Source organism: Pedococcus dokdonensis, assembly GCF_900104525.1.
Lineage (GTDB): Bacteria > Actinomycetota > Actinomycetes > Actinomycetales > Dermatophilaceae > Pedococcus > Pedococcus dokdonensis.
The window spans coordinates 1,128,456-1,146,976 of sequence record NZ_LT629711.1 but is presented as its reverse complement, the minus strand read 5'-3'; the positions used below and the strand labels follow the sequence as shown (position 1 = coordinate 1,146,976).

The following is an 18,521-nucleotide window of genomic DNA, read 5'->3' as shown; positions in this document are numbered from 1 at the left end:
CACCGGTGGCCAGGAGTCGGGGAGGGGCGTGGTTCGAGGTTAGGGTCACCTTGCTATCCACCACGGCGGGCAATTACGTAACATCCATGTTGTGAATATCCCGGCCCCCTCCGTGACGCCCGTCGTGGCGCCGGTCGCGGGCACCCCGGACGCACCGCTCGTGCTCGAGTCGCGCACGCGGGACCGCGTGCTCCAGGCGATCAGCGAGCGTGGCCCGATCACCGCCGCCACGCTGGCCGACGACCTGGGTCTCACCGCCCCCGCCGTGCGCCGTCACCTCGACCACCTCGAGGAGGCCGGCCTGATCACCGAGCGCGAGCCCGCTCCGGGTGTGCGCGGACGTGGACGCCCGGCCCGCTCGTTCGTGCTCAGTGACGCGGGCCACCACGCCCTCGAGTCCGACTACGACCACCTCGCCAGCGAGGCGCTGCGGTTCCTGGCCCAGGAGGCGGGCGAGACCGCGGTGCGCCGGTTCGCCGAGAGCCGGGTGGCCGAGCTCGAGACCCGGTATGCCGCGCAGCTGGCTGCCGCGGGCAGCGACCGGGCCGCCCGGGTCGACGCCCTCGTCGCGGCGCTGACTCGCGACGGGTTCGCCGCCTCGGCCCGACCGGTCGGTGAGCCCGGCTCCGCGAGCCCGTTCGCCGGCATACAGCTCTGCCAGGGGCACTGCCCCGTGCAGGACGTCGCCCGGGAATTTCCTGCGTTCTGTGACGCTGAGACTGATGCGTTCTCGCGGCTGCTCGGGGTCCACGTCCAGCGGCTCGCGACGCTCGCCCACGGCGACCACGTCTGCACCACGTTCATCCCCACCGGGGCCGTGACGGCGCCGGCGACGAGCAGCACGACCACCACCACCACAGCCACCACCCCCACCGAGAGGGCCACACGATGAGCACGCACATCGAGGAGCTGAACCCGGGTCTGAAGGACCTGGGCCGCTACGAGTACGGCTGGGCCGACAGCGACACGGCTGGCGCCACCGCGAAGCGGGGTCTCAACGAGGACGTCGTGCGCGACATCTCCGGCCGCAAGAACGAGCCCCAGTGGATGCTCGACCTGCGCCTGAAGTCGCTGCGCCTGTTCGGCAAGAAGCCGATGCCCAACTGGGGCAGCGACCTCACCGGCATCGACTTCCAGAACATCAAGTACTTCGTGAAGTCGACCGAGAAGCAGGCCACCACCTGGGACGAGCTGCCCGAGGACATCAAGAACACCTACGACCGGCTCGGCATCCCCGAGGCCGAGAAGCAGCGCCTCATCGCCGGCGTCGCGGCGCAGTACGAGTCCGAGGTCGTCTACCACCAGATCCGTGAGGACCTGGAGGAGAAGGGCGTCATCTTCGTCGACACCGACACCGGCCTGCGCGAGCACGAGGACCTGTTCCGCGAGTACTTCGCCTCGGTGATCCCGGCCGGCGACAACAAGTTCGCCGCGCTGAACACCGCCGTGTGGTCGGGTGGGTCGTTCATCTACGTCCCGCCGGGCGTCCACGTCGACATCCCGCTGCAGGCCTACTTCCGGATCAACACCGAGAACATGGGCCAGTTCGAGCGGACCCTGATCATCGCCGACGAGGGCTCCTACGTGCACTACGTCGAGGGTTGCACCGCGCCGATCTACAAGTCCGACTCGCTGCACTCCGCGGTCGTCGAGATCGTCGTGAAGAAGAACGCCCGCGTCCGCTACACGACCATCCAGAACTGGTCCAACAACGTCTACAACCTCGTCACCAAGCGGGCGACTGCGGCCGAGGGCGCGACGATGGAGTGGATCGACGGCAACATCGGCTCCAAGGTGACGATGAAGTACCCGGCGGTCTTCCTCCTCGGCGAGCACGCCAAGGGCGAGACGCTGTCGATCGCCTTCGCGGGTGAGGGCCAGCACCAGGACGCCGGCGCCAAGATGGTGCACGCAGCACCGCACACCTCCTCGACCATCGTCTCCAAGTCGGTGGCCCGCGGTGGCGGCCGCACGTCCTACCGGGGTCTCGTGCAGATCCTCGAGGGCGCGCACGGCTCGAAGTCGAGCGTCGTCTGCGACGCGCTGCTGGTCGACACGATCAGCCGGTCCGACACCTACCCCTACGTCGACATCCGCGAGGACGACGTCACGATGGGCCACGAGGCGACCGTCTCGAAGGTGTCCGAGGACCAGATGTTCTACCTCATGTCCCGCGGCCTGACCGAGGAAGAGGCGATGGCCATGATCGTGCGCGGGTTCGTCGAGCCCATCGCGCGCGAGCTGCCCATGGAGTACGCCCTCGAGCTCAACCGGCTGATCGAGCTCCAGATGGAAGGGGCAGTGGGTTGATCGACACCCACGCTCCGTCCACCACCCCCTGCCCCCAGATGCTGCGCGAGGATCCCACCCGATGAGCCTGCTGGCCCAGAAGAACCCCACCGACGACGCCCACACCGACTCCGCGGCGGCGTTCGTCCCCGACCAGTCGAGGGCCGAGCGCAAGACCTCGTATGCCGTGGCCGACTTCGCGGTCCCCGGTGGCCGTGAGGAGGAGTGGCGGTTCACTCCCGTCGACCGGCTGGCCTCGCTGTTCCAGGTCGCGCCGACCGACGCCGCCAAGCTGACCGTCGACGTGCAGGCCCCGGCCGAGGTGACCACCACCCAGGTGGACCCGCGGTCCGCCGGCGTGCTCGTCCCCGCCGACCGCGCCTCCGTCGTCGCGTTCGACGGTGAGCCGCAGGCCACCCTGGTCAGCATCCCGGCCGAGGCCGAGCTGACCGAGCCGGTTCGGATCACGGTCACCGCCACCGACCTGGCCCGCGTCAACGGCCACCTGGTCGTGGACGCCGGCCACCACAGCAAGGCCACCGTCGTGCTGACGCACCGCGGATCGGCCGAGTGCGGTGCGAACGTCGAGATCACCGTCGGCGACGGCGCGGACCTCACCTTCGTGACCGTGCAGGAGTGGGACGACGACGCGATCCACGTGAGCCAGAACGACGCCCTGATCGGTCGCGACGCCCACCTGCGGCACATCGCGGTGACGCTCGGGGGCGAGATCGTGCGGGTGTCGACCAACGCGCGATACGCCGGCCCGGGCGGCTCCTTCGAGGGTCTCGGCGTCTACTTCGCCGATGCGGGTCAGCACCAGGAGCACCGGCTCTTCGTCGACCACGAGGCACCGCACTGCCACTCGAACGTCGAGTACAAGGGCGCCCTGCAGGGCGACACCGCGCACACCGTCTGGGTCGGCGACGTGCTGATCCGCGCCAGCGCGGAGGGGACCGACACCTACGAGCTCAACCGCAACCTCGTCCTCACCGACGGCGCGCGGGCCGACTCGATCCCCAACCTCGAGATCGAGACCGGCGAGATCGTGGGGGCCGGCCACGCGTCCGCGACCGGGCGCTTCGACGACGAGCAGCTGTTCTACCTGCAGGCGCGCGGCATCCCCGCGGACGTCGCCCGCCGACTGGTGGTCCGTGGCTTCTTCGCCAGCATCGTCGCCCGGATCGGCGTCCCCGAGATCTCCGAGCACCTGATGCAGGTCATCGACGCCGAGCTCGGCGCGGTGCCCGGCCTGGCTGACGAGGACGTCGCGTGAGCGCCGCCGCGGAGCTGGTCCCCGACGACGCCGACTTCGTGCGGGTCTGCCGCATCGACGAGCTCCCGGAGACGGGCGCCGCAGCGGCCGACATCAACGGCACCATCGTCGCGATCGTCCGCACCGAGAGCGGCGACATCCACGCGGTCGACGACACCTGCAGCCACGCCAACGTGTCGCTGTCCGAGGGTGAGCTCGACGGCTGCACGCTCGAGTGCTGGCTGCACGGTTCGCGCTTCGACATCCGCACCGGTGAGCCGTCCGGCCCGCCCGCGATCATCCCCATCAACGTCTACCCGGTGCGGGTCGAGAACGACGAGGTCTTCGTCGGCACGACCCCGCTGAACGCCTGACCGGCGCTCCACAGAGACCACCCGTCCGAGAACTGAGGAAACGAATCACCATGGCAACACTCGAGATCCGCGGCCTGACCGTCACCGTCGACGTGGAGGAGGGCACCAAGGAGATCCTGCGCGGTGTCGACCTGACCGTGAAGTCGGGCGAGACCCACGCGATCATGGGACCCAACGGCTCCGGCAAGTCCACCCTGGCCTACTCCATCGCCGGTCACCCGAAGTACACCGTCACCGGCGGCACCGTGACCCTCGACGGCGAGGACGTGCTGGCCATGTCGGTCGACGAGCGGGCCCGCGCCGGCCTCTTCCTCGCGATGCAGTACCCCGTGGAGGTGCCCGGTGTGACGGTGAGCAACTTCCTGCGCACCGCCAAGACCGCCATCGACGGCGAGGCCCCCAAGCTGCGCACCTGGGTCAAGGACGTCAAGGGTTCGATGGACGCGCTGCGGATGGACCCGGCGTTCGCCGAGCGCAACGTCAACGAGGGCTTCTCCGGCGGGGAGAAGAAGCGCCACGAGATCCTCCAGATGGAGCTGCTCAGGCCCAAGGTCGCGATCCTCGACGAGACCGACTCCGGCCTCGACGTCGACGCCCTGCGGATCGTCTCCGAGGGAGTCAACCGCGCCAAGGAGGGCACCGACGTGGGCGTCCTGCTGATCACCCACTACACGCGGATCCTGCGCTACATCAAGCCCGACTTCGTGCACGTCTTCGTCGACGGCGCGATCGTCGAGGAGGGTGGCCCGGAGCTGGCCGACCGCCTCGAGGCCGAGGGCTACGACCGCTACCTCGCCGCCCGCGCCTGACCGGCGGACCCAGCCACACGACAGAGCCGATGAGCGCCACGACCTTCACCGACGCGGAGCTGACCCGGATCCGGGCCGGCTTCCCGATCCTGTCGCGCACCGTGCGTGACGGGAAGGCGTTGGTCTACCTCGACTCCGGGGCCACCTCGCAGCGGTATGCCGGGGCGCTGGATGCCGAGCGCGCGTTCAGCGAGCAGGTCAACAGTGCCGTGCACCGCGGCGCCCACCAGCTGAGCGAGGAGGCCACCGACGCCTACGAAGGCGCCCGGGCCAAGGTCGCCCGGTTCGTCGGGGGAGTCGACGAGGAGGTGGTGTTCACCAAGAACGCCACCGAGTCGCTCAACCTGGTGGCCTACGCGTTCTCCGGGTCGGTGGCCGGTCAGGTCAAGGACCCGCGGCTGACCCTCGGTCCCGGTGACGAGATCCTGATCACCGAGATGGAGCACCACGCCAACCTGGTGCCCTGGCAGGAGCTGGCCCGCCGCACCGGCGCGACACTGCGCTGGATCGGGGTGACCGACGAGGGTCGGCTCGACCTCGACGGCGCGCACGGCCCGGGTCTCGGCGAGCTGCTGACCGACCGCACCAAGGTCTTCGCATTCACCCACGTGTCCAACGTGCTCGGCACGATCAACCCGGTCCGCGAGCTCGCCGCCGCCGCCCGGACCGTGGGCGCGCTGACCGTCCTCGACGCCTGCCAGTCGGCTCCGCACCTGCGGCTCGACGTGGCCGACCTGGGCGTCGACTTCGCGGCGTTCTCGGGCCACAAGATGTTCGGACCCACCGGGGTCGGCGTGCTCTGGGGCCGCAGCGAGCTGCTGCACGCCATGCCGCCGTTCATCACCGGTGGGTCGATGATCGAGACGGTCCGGATGGAGGCGACCACCTACGCGCCGCCACCACAGCGCTTCGAGGCGGGCTCGCCCAACGCGGCGCAGGCCGTCGGCCTCGGTGCTGCCATCGACTACCTCCACGAGCTCGGGATCGACCGGGTCGCCGCCCACGAGCACGCCCTCACCGAGCGGCTGCTGGCGGGTCTGGCCGAGCGCCCCTGGGTGCGGGTCGTCGGCCCGGCCGACTCGGTCGACCGGGTGGGCGCCGTCGCGTTCGACGTGCAGGGCGTGCACGCCCACGACGTCGGGCAGGTGCTCGACGACCAGGGCGTCGCCGTGCGGGTCGGGCACCACTGCGCGTGGCCCCTGCACCGCCGGATGGGCGTCCCGGCGACCACCCGCGCCACCCTCGCGGCCTACTCGACTCCCGCCGAGGTCGACACCATGCTCGAGGCGCTCGACCGGGTGCCGGCGATCTTCGGGGTGGCCAGTTGATGGACCTCTACCAGGAGCTCATCCTCGAGCACTCCAAGCGACCGCACCACGCCGGTCTGCGCGAGCCGTTCGGCGCCGAGGTGCACCACGTCAACCCGACGTGCGGCGATGAGGTGACCCTGCGCGTCCACGTCGAGGGTGCGGGGAGCGACGCGGTGGTCCGCGACATCTCCTACGACGCCCTCGGCTGCTCGATCTCGATGGCCTCCACCAGCGTGCTGGCCGAGGAGGTCATCGGGCACACCGTCGCCGAGGCGATGACCACCCACGAGGCGATGCGCGCGATGCTCACCTCCAAGGGTGCCGATGCCGGAGACGAGGACGTCATCGGTGACGGTGTCGCCTTCGCCGGGGTCAGCAAGTACCCCGCCCGGGTGAAGTGCGCCCTGCTGGGATGGATGGCGTTCACCGACGCGTTGCACCAAGCGGGCATCGACACCACCAGCATCAGCACCACGACCTCCAGCACCAGCACCAGCACCAGCAGCACAACCACCAGCAGCACGACCTCCAGCACCACGACGAGCAAGGACCAGTCATGAGCGACACCAGCACCGCCATCCCCAACGTCGCCGACGTCGAAGAGGCCATGCGCGACGTCGTCGACCCCGAGCTCGGCATCAACGTCGTCGACCTCGGCCTCGTCTACGGCATCACCGTCGACGCGCAGAAGCACGCCGTGCTCGACATGACGCTCACCTCGGCGGCCTGCCCGCTGACCGACGTGATCGAGGACCAGACCGCGCAGGCGCTCGAGGGCCTGGTCGCGTCCTACCGCGTCAACTGGGTGTGGATGCCGCCGTGGGGCCCCGACAAGATCACCGACGACGGCCGCGAGCAGCTGCGCGCCCTCGGCTTCAACCTCTGAGCTCACCCGTACCACGGTGACCACCCGCGTCGTCGAGGTCGCCCCCGAGCGCCTCGAGGGCTGGCTCCAGCGGTTCGCCGCCAACAACCCCGGCGCCGACGCGCCCCAGCGGGTGGTCGATCACGACGAGTTCCCGCACGACCCGTTGGGGGTGCTCCTCGTCCGCCGCGGCGGGTATGCCGTCGGGCTGGCCCACGGACCCGCCCTGACCGAGTCCAAGGTGGGCAAGCGGCACGTGCAGTCGCGCACCGCGGCTGGCGGCTGGTCCCAGCAGCGGTTCGCCCGCCGGCGTGGCAACCAGGCTGACGAGCTGGTCCGTGCGGTCGCCGAGCACACGCTGCGGATCCTGCCGCGCGGCATACCCGTCGCTCTCGTGGTCGGCGGAGACAGGGCGCTGGTGCGCGCAGTCCTCGACGACCCTCGGCTGGCGCACCTCGACGCACTGCCGCGGCGCGAGCTCTACGACCTGCCCGACCCGCGCCGAGACGTGCTCGAGGAGGCGGTCAAGCGCGGCCGCGCAGTTCGGGTGACCATCGAGGACCGACCTGACGCATGATGGCGGCATGGCGAAGTACAAAGTCAACCGGGCGGCCGTGCGGCACTGCCGCGACCTGATCAAGGCCGGCAAGGTCGTGCTCGACAGCGACTGGGGGCGCGTCCAGCCTGACGCCGACACCGACAACGCCTTCCTCGAGGAGCACGGCTGGGACGACTACCCGGCGTGGTTCCTCGGACTCACCGAGGGGGCCAACGACCAGACCAAGGCCCGGCACGCGTTCGTCTACGGCGACTTCAGCAAGGTCCACCGCAGTGCCCTGATCGCCTGCGTCTACCGCGCGTCGGAGTGGCGCCACAAGGACGTCGAGCTGGCCGCCCACCGGCTGCTGCAGGAGCTCGACAAGGCGCACCCGGGCACGAAGGACGACTGACGCCCGTCGCCGCGGCTACTCCACCGTGTCAGGGCTGAGCGTGTCGCACTGGTTGAGGTCGCCCGACTTGTAGCCGGTGGTGAACCACCGCTGCCGCGCCTCGGCGGAGCCGTGGGTCCAGGACTCCGGGCTGACCCGGCCCTGGGTCTTCTCCTGGATCCGGTCGTCGCCCACCGAGGACGCCGCCGACAGGGCGTCCTTGATGTCCTTGTCGGTCAACGGCTTGAGGAAGGCGACATCGCCACCCTTGGTGCTCTCGCCCTTGGTCTCGGTGGCGTGGTTGGCCCAGACCCCGGCGAGGCAGTCGGCCATCAGCTCGATCCGGACGCCGCCGCTCTGCTCGCCCTTGGGGTCCTTCTGCGCCTCGTCGAGGAGACCGAGGATGTCCTGGACGTGGTGGCCGTACTCGTGTGCGACGACGTACTCCTGGGCCAGGGGACCACTGCTCGACCCGAACTGGTCGCTGAGGATCTGGAAGAAGCTCGCGTCGATGTAGACCTGCTTGTCCAGCGGGCAGTAGAACGGGCCCACCTGGTTGCTCGCGGTGCCGCACTGCGACTGCGTCGAGCCGTTGTAGAGGATCGTCGTGGCCGGGGTGTACTCGCGCTTGTACTTCGGCAGCTCCTGCGACCAGAAGGTGTTGACGGCCAGGACGGTGGCCTTGACCCGGCAGGCGTCGCTCTTGTTGGCGTCGGCCCCGGTCTTGCAGTTGGCCAGCTCGGAGTCCTGTTCGGTGCCGCCGGGCTGGACCTGACCCTGGTCGGGCGAGCCACCCCCCGGGTTGGTGGGGAGGTCGCTGGGGTTGATGCCGAAGATGAGCGCGATGATCAGCAGGATGATGCCGCCGATGCCGCCGCCGACGACCATGCCGCCGGGGGAGCCACCGCTGCCGCCAGACCCGACCTGGGAGGAGTCGATCTTGACGTCGTCGTTGAAGCTCATCTGGCCTCCGCGGTGGTGGGCGGGTCGCTGCGCTGCACGGCTGTCCCGGGTGGGCCACCGTGCCCGTTAGACTAGTGATCTCAGCCGCTGAGCGGCGCATCCGCAACTCGTCGGAGCGCCTCCGCCCCCGTTCGTGATGTCTGGAGTTCCGTCGTGATTGCCGCCAGTGGGATCGAGCTGCGTGCTGGGTCCAGGCTCCTGCTCGACGGCGCGACCTTCCGGATCGCGGCCGGCGACCGGGTCGGGCTGGTCGGCCGCAACGGCGCCGGCAAGACCACCTTGACCAAGGTGCTCGCGGGGCAGGGCCAGCCGGCGGCCGGTTCGGTCACGGCCACCGGGGAGGTCGGCTACCTGCCCCAGGACCCGCGCACCGGTGACCTGCACGTGCTGGCCCGTGACCGCATACTCTCCGCCCGCGGGCTCGACCGGATCATCCGGCAGATGCGCGAGGCCGAGGGCGCGATGGCCAGCGCCGACGACGACACCCGTGACAAGGCGATGCGTCGCTACTCGCGGCTCGAGGCCGAGTTCACCGCCGAGGGCGGGTATGCCGCGGAGTCGGAGGCCGCCACCATTGCCAGTGCGTTGTCGCTCGAGGAGCGGGTCCTCGGGCAGCCGCTGTCGACGCTCTCCGGTGGTCAGCGTCGCCGGGTCGAGCTGTCGCGGATCTTGTTCTCGGGCGCGGCCACCCTGCTGCTCGACGAGCCGACCAACCACCTCGACGCCGACTCGATCGCCTGGCTGCGCGACTACCTCAAGGGCTACCAGGGCGGCCTGGTCGTGATCAGCCACGACGTCGAGCTGCTCGACGCCGTGGTCAACCGGGTGTTCCACCTCGACGCCAACCGCTCCGAGCTCGACGTCTACAACGTGGGCTGGAAGCCCTACCTCCAGCAGCGCGAGACCGACGAGCGGGCGCGCAAGCGGGAGTACGCCAACGCCACCAAGAAGGCCGCCGCCCTGATGGAGCAGGCCGAGAAGATGCGGGCCAAGGCGACCAAGGCGGTGGCCGCCCAGAACATGATCAAGCGCGCGGAGCGGATGCTCGCCGGCGTCGAGGGGGAGCGGACCACCGACAAGGTGGCCAAGCTGCGCTTCCCGGACCCGGCCCCCTGCGGTCGCACGCCGCTGCGGGCGTCCGGGTTGTCCCGGTCCTACGGCAGCCAGGAGGTCTTCACCGACGTCGACCTGGCCATCGACCGCGGCTCACGGGTCGTCGTGCTCGGCCTCAACGGCGCCGGCAAGACGACGCTGCTCCGGATGCTCGCCGGCGCCGACGAGCCGGACACCGGCCATGTCGAGCCTGGTCACGGGCTGAAGCTCGGCTACTACGCCCAGGAGCACGAGAACCTCGACGTCAGCCGCTCGGTGCTGGCCAACATGAAGTCGGCTGCACCGGCGTCGTTCGGCGAGACCGAGGTGCGCAAGGTGCTCGGGTCGTTCCTGTTCAGCGGTGAGGACGTCGACAAGCCGGCCAGTGTGCTCTCGGGTGGGGAGAAGACCCGGCTCTCGCTGGCCATGCTCGTCGTCTCGAGCGCCAACGTGCTGCTGCTCGACGAGCCCACCAACAACCTCGACCCTGCCTCGCGCGAGGAGATCCTGGGCGCGCTGCGGACCTACAAGGGCGCGGTCGTCCTGGTCACTCACGACGAGGGCGCCGTCGAGGCGCTCGAGCCCGAGCGCATCCTCCTACTCCCTGACGGGGTCGAGGACCACTGGGGCCAGGACTACCTCGACCTCATCTCGCTCGCCTGACCCCGCTTCGTCCGGAGCTGACTCATGCACAAGGCGAGTTAGCGCCACGCCCTCCGGAGCTGACTCATGCACAAGGCGAGTTGGCGCCACGCCCTCCGGAGCTGACTCATGCACAAGGCGAGTTGGCGCAACGCGCTGGTCGCCACGGCATACCCACCGGTTTGGTGGGGATTGCGGTCGGATAATGGACGGTTATGCAATGCATAAGCGAATGGGCAGAATGGTGGGGTGACGCAGACCCCCACCCGACCCCAGCGCCAGGCCGGCAAGGCGACCGGCGCCTGGGCCGACGGCGACCGCACGCCACTGAACGCGAACGAGGAGTTCAAGCAGGCGGACGACGGCCTCAACGTCCGTGCGCGGATCGAGCAGGTGTACTCGAAGGAGGGCTTCGCCAGCATCCCGGGTGAGGACCTGCGCGGCCGGATGCGGTGGTGGGGCCTCTACACCCAGCGCAAGCCCGGGATCGACGGCGGCAAGACCGCGACGCTCGACCCCAGTGAGCTCGACGCCGAGTACTTCATGCTCCGCGTCCGCAGCGACGGCGGCGCCCTCGACGCCGACCAGCTGCGGACCGTCGCCGAGATCAGCCGCGAGTTCGCCCGGGACACGGCCGACGTCACCGACCGCCAGAACATCCAGCTGCACTGGATCCGGGTCGAGGACGTGCCCGAGATCTGGGAGCGGCTCGAGTCCGTGGGCCTCACGACGGCCGAGGCCTGTGGTGACACCCCGCGCGTCATCCTGGGGTCGCCGGTCGCCGGCATCGCTGCGGACGAGGTCATCGACGGCACCCCCGCCGTCCGGCAGATCCTCGACCGCTACATCGGCAGCCCCGAGTTCTCCAACCTGCCGCGCAAGTTCAAGACCGCGATCTCGGGCAGCCCGAGCCTCGACGTCGCGCACGAGGTCAACGACATCTCGTTCGTGGGTGTCGAGCACCCGGAGCACGGGCCGGGGTTCGACGTCTGGGTGGGCGGGGGACTCTCGACCAACCCGATGTTCGCGCAACGCCTCGGCGTGTGGGTCGCCCTCGAGGACGTGCCCGACGTGTGGAAGGGCGTCGTCTCGATCTTCCGTGACCACGGCTACCGGCGGCTGCGCAACCGGGCGCGCCTCAAGTTCCTGATGGCCGACTGGGGTCCGGAGAAGTTCCGCGACGTCCTCCAGAACGACTACCTCAAGCGCGTCCTCCTCGACGGCCCCGCCCCGCAGGCCCCGAGCGAGCACCGCCGTGACCACGTCGGGGTCCACCCCCAGCAGGACGGGAAGTTCTGGGTCGGGGTCGCGCCCATCGCGGGCCGCGTGAGCGGCACGACCCTGTATGCCGTCGCGGAGCTGGCGGCCAAGCACGGCTCCGGCCGGGTGCGGCTCACCGCGCACCAGAAGCTGCTGGTGCTCGACGTGCCCCAGCGGGAGGTCGCCGCCCTCACCGCGGGTCTCGACGGGCTCGGCCTGCCGACCGCCCCGAGCGAGTGGCGTCGCGGTCTGATGGCCTGCACCGGCATCGAGTTCTGCAAGCTGGCCCTGGTCGAGACCAAGGCCCGCGCGCACACCGTCATCGCCGAGATGGAGCGCCGGCTGCCTGACTGGGACGTGCCGTTCTCGATCCACATCAACGGGTGCCCCAACTCGTGCGCCCGCACCCAGGTCGCCGACGTCGGCCTCAAGGGCATGGTGCAGACCGACGACGACGGCAACCTGGTCGAGATCTTCCAGGTCCACCTCGGGGGAGGGCTCGGCACCGAGCCACAGCTGGCCCGCAAGACGCGTGCGCTCAAGGTGCGCGCCGAGGACCTGCCCGACTACGTCGAGCGGTTGGCCGGCCGGTTCGTCGAGCAGCGCGAGGGCGACGAGTCGTTCGCGCACTGGGCGCACCGCGCCGAGGAGGACGACCTGCGATGAGCGACAGCCCCCGCGCCAGCGTCATCTACTACTGCCCGTTCTGCGCCGAGGAGGACCTGCGCCCCGTCGAGGAGCCGCAGGGCGGCTGGCGCTGCAACGCGTGCGCCCGGGTCTTCACCGTGCAGCTGGCCACCGTCGACACCACCCGCATCCCGGGCCGCCTCCGGGAGGAAGCCGAGCTCCAGGAGGGGCGGTCATGACCGTCGCCAACGACACCCGTCCGGCCGACCGGCTGCACGCCCTCGCCGACGACGGGGCCGAGCGCTTCGACGCCCTCGAGGCGAGCGGCACGGCATACGAGGAGCGCGTCGAGCTGGCGCGGCAGGTGCTGCGCTGGGCGCACGAGACCTTCGGCGATCACCTCACCGTCGCCTCGTCGATGGGCGACGAGGTCCTCGTGCACCTGGTCGGCACCACCATCCCCGGCGCCGACGTGTTCTTCCTCGACACCGGCTACCACTTCGTGGAGACGCTCGGCACCCGCGACGCGTACGAAGCCATGCTGCCGCTGAAGATCCGCACGATCCTGCCCCTGCTCACGGTGGCCCAGCAGGACGCGGAGCACGGCCCCAGGCTGCACGACCGTGACCCCAACGCCTGCTGCGCGATGCGCAAGGTGGAGCCGCTCAACCGCGCGCTGTCGACCCACGAGGCCTGGGTGACGGGCATGCGCCGGGTGGACGCGCCGACCCGCACCGACATCGGGGTCGTCGGGTGGGACGAGAAGCGCCGGATGGTGAAGCTCAACCCGATCGCCGGGTGGAGCGACGACGACGTCGACCGTTACGTCGCGGAGCACGGGGTGTTCCTCAACCCCCTGCGGCAGGAGGGATACGCCTCGATCGGCTGCGCCCCCTGCACCCGGCCGGTCGCCGAGGGCGAGGACGCCAGGGCCGGTCGCTGGGCCGGCCAGGACAAGACCGAATGCGGGTTGCACACATGACGACCACTGCCGCGCGGGCGCTGCCCGACCAATACACCCTCGACCACCTCGACCACCTGGAGTCGGAGGCGATCCACATCTTCCGTGAGGTCGCGGGAGAGTTCGAGCGACCGGTCATCCTCTTCTCGGGTGGCAAGGACTCGGTGGTCATGGTGCACCTGGCGCTCAAGGCCTTCGCGCCCGCCCCGCTGCCCTTCGCCTTGCTGCACGTCGACACCGGCCACAACTTCCCTGAGGTCCTCGACTACCGCGACGCCACCGTCGACCGGCTCGGCGTGCGGCTCGTGGTGGCGCACGTGCAGGACTACATCGACGACGGCCGGCTGCGCGAGCGCCCGGACGGCACGCGCAACCCGCTCCAGACCGTGCCGCTGCTGGACGCCATCGAGGCGGGCAGGTTCGACGCGGTCTTCGGCGGGGGTCGCCGCGACGAGGAGAAGGCCCGCGCCAAGGAGCGGGTGTTCAGCCTGCGTGACGCGTTCGGGGCGTGGGACCCGCGACGGCAGCGGCCGGAGCTCTGGGACCTCTACAACGGCAAGCACGCCCCCGGCGAGCACGTCCGCGTGTTCCCCCTCTCCAACTGGACCGAGCTCGACGTCTGGCGCTACATCGAGCGCGAGGAGATCGCGCTGCCCGATCTCTACTACGCCCACTCACGCGAGGTGTTCGCCCGCGACGGGATGTGGCTGTCGGCGGGCGACTGGGGTGGCCCGAAGGAGTCCGAGCAGGTCGAGACGCGCACGGTCCGCTACCGCACGGTCGGCGACATGAGCTGCACCGGCGCGGTCGACTCCGACGCCACCGACGTCGCCGGGGTGATCCTCGAGCTGGCCGCGTCGCGCCTCACCGAGCGCGGTGCCACCCGGGCGGACGACCGGATGTCCGAGGCCGCCATGGAGGACCGCAAGAAGCAGGGGTACTTCTGATGACCACGACCCACGAGGTTGGTGCTGCCGTGACCACCGCCCCCGCCGACGCCTCCGCGCCTGCACCCCGCCACGACCTCCTCCGCCTCGCGACGGCGGGCTCGGTCGACGACGGCAAGTCGACCCTGGTGGGCCGGCTCCTCTACGACACCAAGTCGGTGCTGGCCGACCAGCTCGACGCGGTCGAGCGGGTCAGCCGCGAGCGGGGCCTCGACGCCGCCGACCTGGCGCTGCTGACCGACGGGCTCCGGGCCGAGCGCGAGCAGGGCATCACGATCGACGTCGCCTACCGCTACTTCTCCACGGCCACCCGCTCCTACGTGCTGGCCGACACCCCCGGTCACGTGCAGTACACCCGCAACATGGTCACCGGAGCCTCGACCGCCGAGCTCGCCCTCATCCTCATCGACGCCCGCCACGGGGTCGTCGAGCAGACCCGTCGCCACCTCGCCGTGACCGGGCTGCTCGGCGTGCGCCACGTCGCAGTCGCCGTCAACAAGATGGACCTGGTCGACTGGTCGCGGGAGCGCTTCGACGAGATCGTCGCCGAGTTCGCCCGTCATGCAACGCGATTCGGCATCGACGACGTCGTCGCAGTGCCCGTCTCGGCGCTGTTCGGCGACAACGTCGTGGACCGCAGCGACCGAGCCGGCTGGTACGCCGGTCCCACCTTGCTGGAGCACCTCGAGACCGTGCCGGTCGGCACCGACCCGTCTGCCCAGCCCTTGCGCCTGCCGGTGCAGTACGTCATCCGACCGCAGAGCGCCGACCACCGCGACTACCGTGGGTATGCCGGACGACTGGCTTCGGGGGTCGTGCGCCCGGGCGACGAGGTGACGGTGCTCCCGGGCGGCCGGCGGACGACGGTGGCCGGGATCGACCGGGCCCGAGCGGATGGCTCGCTGGAGTCGCTCGAGGTCGCCTTCGCACCACAGTCCGTGGTGCTGCGGCTGGCCGACGACATCGACGTCTCGCGCGGAGACCTCGTGGCCGCTGCCAGCGACCCGGGACTGACGACCCGCAACCTGTCCGGCACCGTGGCGGTCCTGTCGGAGCGGCCGCTGCGACAGCGCGATCGGGTCCTGCTGCGCGTCGGCACCCGCACCGTGCGAGCCCTGGTCGACGACATCGTGGACCAGCTCGACATCATGACCATGGAGCAGCGCACCGCCCCCGACGGCCTCGCCCTCAACGCGATCGGCCGCGTCCGGCTGCGTCTGGCAGAGGACGTCGCGATCGACGACTACCGCACGTTGCGCCGCACCGGCGCCTTCCTCCTCATCGACGACGCCGACGGCTCGACCCTCGCCGCGGGCATGGCCGACGCACCCGACCGCAGCGTCGGCGAGGGCATCTGATGGGCTCGCCGTCCTACCCGCTGACCCTCGACCTCACCGGCCGTCGCGCCGTCGTCGTCGGTGGTGGTCCCGTCGCCGCCCGGCGGGCCAGTGGCCTGGTCGAGGCGGGGGCCGCGGTCGAGGTCATCGCCCCCTTCCTCTGCGAGGACCTCGGCGCGCTGGTCGCGGGCGGCGCCCTCACCTGGCACGAACGCGACTACCTGCCCGGCGACCTGACTCTGAAGGATCGTCCGGCCCCTGACGCGGACAACTCTTCAGAGTCGGCGGTGGAGCAGGTCTTCGACCCTGCGTGGCTGGTGCACACGGCGACGGGGGAGCGCTCCGTCGACGACCAGGTGGCCCGCGAGGCCGAGGCGGCCCGCATCTGGTGCGTCCGGGCCGACGACGCGACCGCCTCGACGGCTTGGACCCCAGCCGTGGCTCGCGGCGCGGTCGGCACCGCCAGCGAGGGCCTGACCGTGGCGGTGACCGCCGGCGGGGACCCCCGGCGGGCGAGCGCCGTCCGGGATGCGGTGCTCGCGGCACTCGACAGCGGGACACTGCCGGTGCGACGGCTCCGGCGAGCCACGCCCGCGAGCGGCGCGGGGACGCCCACCGTCGGTCGCGTCGCCCTGGTCGGGGGTGGACCCGGCGCCGACGACCTCATCACGGTGCGGGGGCGAGCCCTGCTGGCCGCGGCCGACGTGGTGGTCACCGACCGGCTCGGACCGCGGGGACTGTTGGCCACGCTCGGGGCCGACGTCGAGGTCGTCGACGTGGGAAAGACCCCGGGCAACCACCCGGTCAGCCAGGAGCGGATCAACGAGCTGCTCGTCCACCACGCACGGCTCGGCAAGCGGGTGGTGCGCCTCAAGGGCGGCGACCCGTTCGTCCTGGGTCGCGGTGGCGAGGAGGCCCTGCACTGCCTGGCGAACGGAGTGGCCGTCGAGGTCGTGCCCGGGGTGACGTCGGCCGTCTCCGTGCCGGCGGCCGCGGGCATCCCGGTCACCCACCGTGGGGTGGCAGCGTCGTTCGTCGTCGCGTCCGCCCACGAGGGCGCGGAGCACGTGCTGGCCGCTGCGGCCGATGCGGCTCCCGACGCGACCCTCGTGCTGCTGATGGGCGTCAGCCGGCTCGGGGAGACCGCCGCAGCCCTGATCGACGCGGGCCGACCGGCCGACACGCCGGTGGCCCTGGTCGAGCGCGGCTGGACGCCCGAGCAGCGCACGACCACCACCACCCTCGCCACCGCTGCTCGCGACGCCGAGCTGGCAGGCGTACGGGCGCCAGCGGTGGTCGTGGTCGGTGAGGTTGTCGCCCTGCGCGAGCAGCTCGGTGACCTCGCGGGGAGTAGCGTCACCGCGTGACCACCGACGCCGACATCGTCCTGCTGGCCCACGGCTCGCCCGACCCCAGACACGCCCAGGGCGTGGAGACGCTCGCCTCCCACGTGCGCGAGCTGGCGCCGCACCGCACGGTCCACACCGCATACCTCGACCACCACGGACCCAACGCGCGGGAGGCCGGAGCCGACCTCGGCGACCACGTGGTCGTGGTCCCGGTGCTGGTGACACCGGCTTACCACGCGAAGGTCGACGTGCCCGCCGCGGTCGACGAGCTGACCAGCGCGTCCGGGGCGTCGGTCGCCCTCGCGCCGCCGTTGGGTCCGCACGAGCTCCTGCTCGACGCCGCCGAGGAGCTGCTGGCCGCCGAGGGCATCGAGCCCGACCCCACCACCGCCGTGCTCCTGTATGCCGCGGGCTCCAGTGACAGCGCGGCCGTCGCGACCGTGGGCCACACCATCGCCGACCACCCGCGCGACGGCTGGGGGCCGTGGGGGGTGGCGGCGCTCGACGGCGGCTCCACGCTCGAGCAGGTGCTGCGTCGGCTGCCCGACGAGGTCGAGCGCACCGTCGCGGTGTCCTTCATGGTGGCCGAGGGGATCCTGCGCGACCGGATGGCCCAGCAGTGTGGTCGGGCCGGGGTGTCGATGGTGCCGGGCGCGTTGGCGCACACCTCGGCCGCTGCGCAGCTGGTGCTCGAGCGTGCGGATAGCCTGCCCGCGTGACCGACCCAGCCCAGCCCCACCCGCACCTGTCCGTCGCCCGCGACGGCGCCGTCCTCACCGTGACGCTGACCAACGCGGCGCGCCGCAACGCCCAGACGCCCAGCCTCTGGCTCGCGCTGGCCGACCTGGCCACCACCCTCGACCCCGACGTGCGGGTCGTCGTGCTGCGCGGCGAGGGCCAGTCGTTCTCGGCGGGGCTCGACCGCGCCATGCTCGCCCCGGGCGGCGTGCCGGGGGAGACGGACATGGTCGCGATGGCGGCCGGGAGTGCCGAGGAGGCTGCGGACACCATCGAGGGGTTCCAGCGCGGCTTCTCCGCGTGGGCCGAGGTGCCGGCCGTGGTCGTGGCCGCCGTGCAGGGACATGCGATCGGCGCCGGCTTCCAGCTCGCCCTCGCGGCCGACCTGAGGGTCGTGGCCGAGGACGTGCAGCTGGCGATGCGCGAGACGTCGCTCGGGCTGGTGCCCGACCTGGGCGGCACCGGACCGCTGGTGTCGCTGGTGGGCCTGTCCCGGGCCCTGGAGATCTGTGCCACGGGGCGCTTCGTGGGTGCTGCCGAGGCGGTGGCCATCGGACTGGCCAACGTCGCCGTGCCACTCGAGGCCCTCGAGGCGACCACCGCCGACCTGGTGGCCGCCCTCCTCGCGGCACCCGACGGAGCCCTCCGCGAGCTGAAGCCCCTGCTGCGCAGTGCGGTGGGGTCGGACCGGGACGCCCAGCTACGGCGGGAGCGCGCGGCCCAGGGCCGCCTCCTGCACGGCATCGCGACCAAGGCCGGCTGACCCGTCCGAGG

20 protein-coding genes are annotated in these 18,521 nt (G+C 71.2%); 19 read left to right on the top strand and 1 reads right to left on the bottom strand.

Annotation, left to right across the window (positions count from 1 at the left end; genetic code table 11):
• The first annotated feature begins 112 nt into the window (after positions 1-112).
• The 10 genes from BLQ34_RS05615 (at position 113) to BLQ34_RS05570 (ending at position 7,852) form a co-directional block, all read left to right on the top strand.
• On the top strand, positions 113-892 hold the full coding sequence (locus BLQ34_RS05615) for a helix-turn-helix transcriptional regulator (RefSeq protein ID WP_231961461.1): 780 nt from the start codon (positions 113-115) through the stop codon (positions 890-892).
• Complete coding sequence (gene sufB / locus BLQ34_RS05610; RefSeq protein ID WP_091782658.1) at positions 889-2,310, top strand: Fe-S cluster assembly protein SufB; 1,422 nt, start codon at positions 889-891, stop codon at positions 2,308-2,310. Before BLQ34_RS05615 ends, sufB begins: the two co-directional genes overlap by 4 nt.
• 61 nt (positions 2,311-2,371) lie before the next feature.
• On the top strand, positions 2,372-3,565 hold the full coding sequence (gene sufD / locus BLQ34_RS05605; protein ID WP_091782655.1) for a Fe-S cluster assembly protein SufD: 1,194 nt from the start codon (positions 2,372-2,374) through the stop codon (positions 3,563-3,565).
• Positions 3,562-3,918, top strand: a complete 357-nt coding sequence (locus BLQ34_RS05600) for a non-heme iron oxygenase ferredoxin subunit (RefSeq protein ID WP_231961460.1) — start codon at positions 3,562-3,564, stop codon at positions 3,916-3,918. Before sufD ends, BLQ34_RS05600 begins: the two co-directional genes overlap by 4 nt.
• A 50-nt stretch (positions 3,919-3,968) precedes the next feature.
• Positions 3,969-4,727: a Fe-S cluster assembly ATPase SufC gene (gene sufC / locus BLQ34_RS05595; protein WP_091782652.1), complete on the top strand. Its 759-nt coding sequence runs from the start codon at positions 3,969-3,971 to the stop codon at positions 4,725-4,727.
• 29 nt (positions 4,728-4,756) lie between these two features.
• Positions 4,757-6,055, top strand: a complete 1,299-nt coding sequence (locus tag BLQ34_RS05590; RefSeq protein WP_091782649.1) for a cysteine desulfurase — start codon at positions 4,757-4,759, stop codon at positions 6,053-6,055.
• Entirely contained in the window at positions 6,055-6,597 is a 543-nt protein-coding gene (gene sufU, locus BLQ34_RS05585; protein ID WP_091782646.1) for a Fe-S cluster assembly sulfur transfer protein SufU, read from the top strand. The genes BLQ34_RS05590 and sufU overlap by 1 nt, the downstream gene beginning before the upstream one ends.
• Entirely contained in the window at positions 6,594-6,923 is a 330-nt protein-coding gene (locus BLQ34_RS05580) for a metal-sulfur cluster assembly factor (protein ID WP_091782643.1), read from the top strand. The genes sufU and BLQ34_RS05580 overlap by 4 nt, the downstream gene beginning before the upstream one ends.
• 16 nt (positions 6,924-6,939) lie before the next feature.
• A complete protein-coding gene (locus tag BLQ34_RS05575; protein WP_091782640.1) occupies positions 6,940-7,479 on the top strand; it encodes an acVLRF1 family peptidyl-tRNA hydrolase in 540 nt (179 codons plus the stop codon).
• A 7-nt stretch (positions 7,480-7,486) separates the two neighbouring features.
• On the top strand, positions 7,487-7,852 hold the full coding sequence (locus tag BLQ34_RS05570; RefSeq protein WP_091782637.1) for a hypothetical protein: 366 nt from the start codon (positions 7,487-7,489) through the stop codon (positions 7,850-7,852).
• A gap of 15 nt (positions 7,853-7,867) precedes the next feature.
• On the opposite strand, the gene ypfJ is transcribed toward BLQ34_RS05570, so the two are convergent.
• Entirely contained in the window at positions 7,868-8,794 is a 927-nt protein-coding gene (gene ypfJ, locus BLQ34_RS05565) for a KPN_02809 family neutral zinc metallopeptidase (protein WP_091782634.1), read from the bottom strand.
• Between the two features lie 153 nt (positions 8,795-8,947).
• Here ypfJ and BLQ34_RS05560 point away from each other — a divergent pair, with 153 nt between their 5' ends.
• From BLQ34_RS05560 to BLQ34_RS05520, 9 genes are all read left to right on the top strand, one after another.
• Complete coding sequence (locus BLQ34_RS05560; RefSeq protein WP_091782631.1) at positions 8,948-10,549, top strand: ABC-F family ATP-binding cassette domain-containing protein; 1,602 nt, start codon at positions 8,948-8,950, stop codon at positions 10,547-10,549.
• Positions 10,550-10,777: 228 nt separating this feature from the next.
• On the top strand, positions 10,778-12,454 hold the full coding sequence (locus tag BLQ34_RS05555; RefSeq protein WP_091782628.1) for a nitrite/sulfite reductase: 1,677 nt from the start codon (positions 10,778-10,780) through the stop codon (positions 12,452-12,454).
• Complete coding sequence (locus BLQ34_RS05550) at positions 12,451-12,654, top strand: hypothetical protein (protein ID WP_091782625.1); 204 nt, start codon at positions 12,451-12,453, stop codon at positions 12,652-12,654. Before BLQ34_RS05555 ends, BLQ34_RS05550 begins: the two co-directional genes overlap by 4 nt.
• Positions 12,651-13,397 (top strand): phosphoadenylyl-sulfate reductase, encoded by a 747-nt coding sequence (locus BLQ34_RS05545; protein WP_091782621.1) that lies wholly within the window; start codon positions 12,651-12,653, stop codon positions 13,395-13,397. Before BLQ34_RS05550 ends, BLQ34_RS05545 begins: the two co-directional genes overlap by 4 nt.
• Positions 13,394-14,323, top strand: coding sequence for a sulfate adenylyltransferase subunit CysD (gene cysD / locus BLQ34_RS05540; protein ID WP_091782618.1), 930 nt, complete (start codon positions 13,394-13,396; stop codon positions 14,321-14,323). Before BLQ34_RS05545 ends, cysD begins: the two co-directional genes overlap by 4 nt.
• On the top strand, positions 14,323-15,681 hold the full coding sequence (locus tag BLQ34_RS05535) for a sulfate adenylyltransferase subunit 1 (protein WP_091782615.1): 1,359 nt from the start codon (positions 14,323-14,325) through the stop codon (positions 15,679-15,681). The genes cysD and BLQ34_RS05535 overlap by 1 nt, the downstream gene beginning before the upstream one ends.
• Complete coding sequence (cobA, locus tag BLQ34_RS05530; protein WP_091782612.1) at positions 15,681-17,027, top strand: uroporphyrinogen-III C-methyltransferase; 1,347 nt, start codon at positions 15,681-15,683, stop codon at positions 17,025-17,027. Before BLQ34_RS05535 ends, cobA begins: the two co-directional genes overlap by 1 nt.
• Positions 17,024-17,728, top strand: a complete 705-nt coding sequence (locus BLQ34_RS05525) for a sirohydrochlorin chelatase (protein ID WP_091782609.1) — start codon at positions 17,024-17,026, stop codon at positions 17,726-17,728. The genes cobA and BLQ34_RS05525 overlap by 4 nt, the downstream gene beginning before the upstream one ends.
• Positions 17,725-18,510: an enoyl-CoA hydratase/isomerase family protein gene (locus tag BLQ34_RS05520; RefSeq protein ID WP_091782606.1), complete on the top strand. Its 786-nt coding sequence runs from the start codon at positions 17,725-17,727 to the stop codon at positions 18,508-18,510. Before BLQ34_RS05525 ends, BLQ34_RS05520 begins: the two co-directional genes overlap by 4 nt.
• Positions 18,511-18,521: the final 11 nt, after the last annotated feature.